Source organism: Mycobacterium simiae (assembly GCF_008370645.1).
GTDB classification, from domain to species: domain Bacteria; phylum Actinomycetota; class Actinomycetes; order Mycobacteriales; family Mycobacteriaceae; genus Mycobacterium; species Mycobacterium simiae_A.
Genome location: NZ_VTZN01000365.1, coordinates 1 through 1,814 on the forward strand (window position 1 = coordinate 1; position 1,814 = coordinate 1,814).

Sequence of the window (1,814 nt, forward strand, 5' to 3'; positions counted from 1 at the left end):
CCGGCCCGGCGACAAACGACTCGTCGGCTATATCACCGGAACCGCGGACCCCGTCCTCGCGCGCACCACGCTAGCCCAGCAGCTGCCGGTCTATATGGTGCCCGCGGCGGTGGTGGTCCTGGGGGCGTTGCCGTTAACGGTCAACGGCAAGCTGGATGTTGCGGCGTTGCCGGCTCCCGAGTATGGCCAGGTTGGTCGATATCGGGCTGCGGCGTCTCCGATGGAGGAGGTATTGGCCGGGATTTGTGCCCGGGTGTTGGGGGTGGACCGGGTCGGGGTCGAGGAGTCGTTTTTTGATTTGGGTGGGGATTCGCTGCTTGCGATGCGGGTGATCGCTGCGGTCAATACCGCTTTGGGCGTTGATGTTTCGGTGCGGACTTTGTTCGACGCGCCTTCGGTGGCCGAGTTGGCGTTGCGGGTGGGGGGGTCGCTGCGGTTTGGTCCGTTGGTGGCTGGGGTGCGTCCGCGGGTGGTGCCGTTGTCTTTTGCCCAGCGCCGGTTGTGGTTTATCGATCAGTTGCAGGGGCCGTCGTCGGTGTACAACATGGCGGTGGCGTTGCGGTTGCGTGGTGGGCTTGATGTGGCGGCGTTGGGTGCGGCGGTGGCCGATGTGGTGGGCCGTCATGAAAGTTTGCGCACGGTGTTTGTCGCGGTGGAGGGGATACCGCAGCAGGTGGTGTTGGCTGCCGAGGGCGCGCAGTTGGGTTGGGGAGTGGTGGATGCGACGCGGTGGTCGGCGGGTCGGTTGCGGGCCGGTATTGACGAGGCCGCGCGGTATCGGTTTGATCTGACCAGCGAGATCCCTTTGCGGGCACGGCTTTTCGTGGTGGGTGAGCGCGAGCATGTGTTGGTGTTGACAGTGCATCATATCGCCGCCGATGGCTGGTCGTTGCCGCCGTTGGCCGGTGATTTGGGTCGCGCGTATGCCAGCCGGTGTGTGGGGCGGGCTCCGGAGTGGGCGCCGTTGGCGGTGCAGTACGCCGATTACACGTTGTGGCAGCACGAGAATTTGGGTGATCCCGCCGATGCGGGCAGTGTGATCGGTGCGCAGTTGGGGTTTTGGGAGGATGCGCTGGCGGGGTTGCCGGCGCGGTTGGCGTTGCCCACCGATCGGCCGTATCCGTTGGTGGCTGATCATCGTGGTGGCAGTGTGGCCGTGGCGTGGTCGGCGGGGTTGCAGCAGCGGGTGCGTCAGGTGGCCCGTGAGCACAACGCGACGAGTTTCATGGTGGTGCACGCGGCGTTGGCGGTGGTGTTGTCCAAGCTGAGCGCGAGTTCTGAGGTGGCGGTGGGGGTTGCGGTGGCCGGGCGGGCTGATCCGGTGCTCGATGAGTTGGTGGGTTTTTTCGTCAACACGGTGGTGTTGCGGGTGGCGGTCGCCGGTGATCTGACGTTTGCGCAGTTGTTGGCTCAGGTCCGGGAGCAGGGCTTGCAGGCTTTTGCGCATCAGGATGCGCCGTTCGAGGCGGTGTTGGAGCGGTGTAATCCGACCCGGACGTTGGCTCATCACCCCCTGGTTCAGGTGATGTTGGCCTGGCAGAACAACGCGCCGGCGCAGTTGGTGTTGGGTGAGTTGGATATCACGCCGATGCCGCTGCAGGTGCAGACCGCCCGGATGGATCTGACGTTTTCGTTGGCCGAAGACTGGACCCCGACCGGTGCGCCCGCCGGGATCAGTGGGTCCGTGGAGTTTCGCACCGATGTGTATGACGATCAGACCATTCGGACGCTGCTGGCGCGGTTGGAGAGGGTGTTGGCGGTGCTGGTTGCTGATCCGGGCCGGGTGTTGTCGTCGGTGGATCTGCTCGATGCCG

Annotated in this window: 1 protein-coding gene; it reads left to right on the forward strand. The window is 65.0% G+C overall.

Annotated features, from left to right (window positions below):
- A partial coding sequence (locus tag F0Q45_RS25810) for a condensation domain-containing protein (RefSeq protein WP_262491191.1) occupies window positions 1–1,814 on the forward strand: 1,814 nt, incomplete at both ends.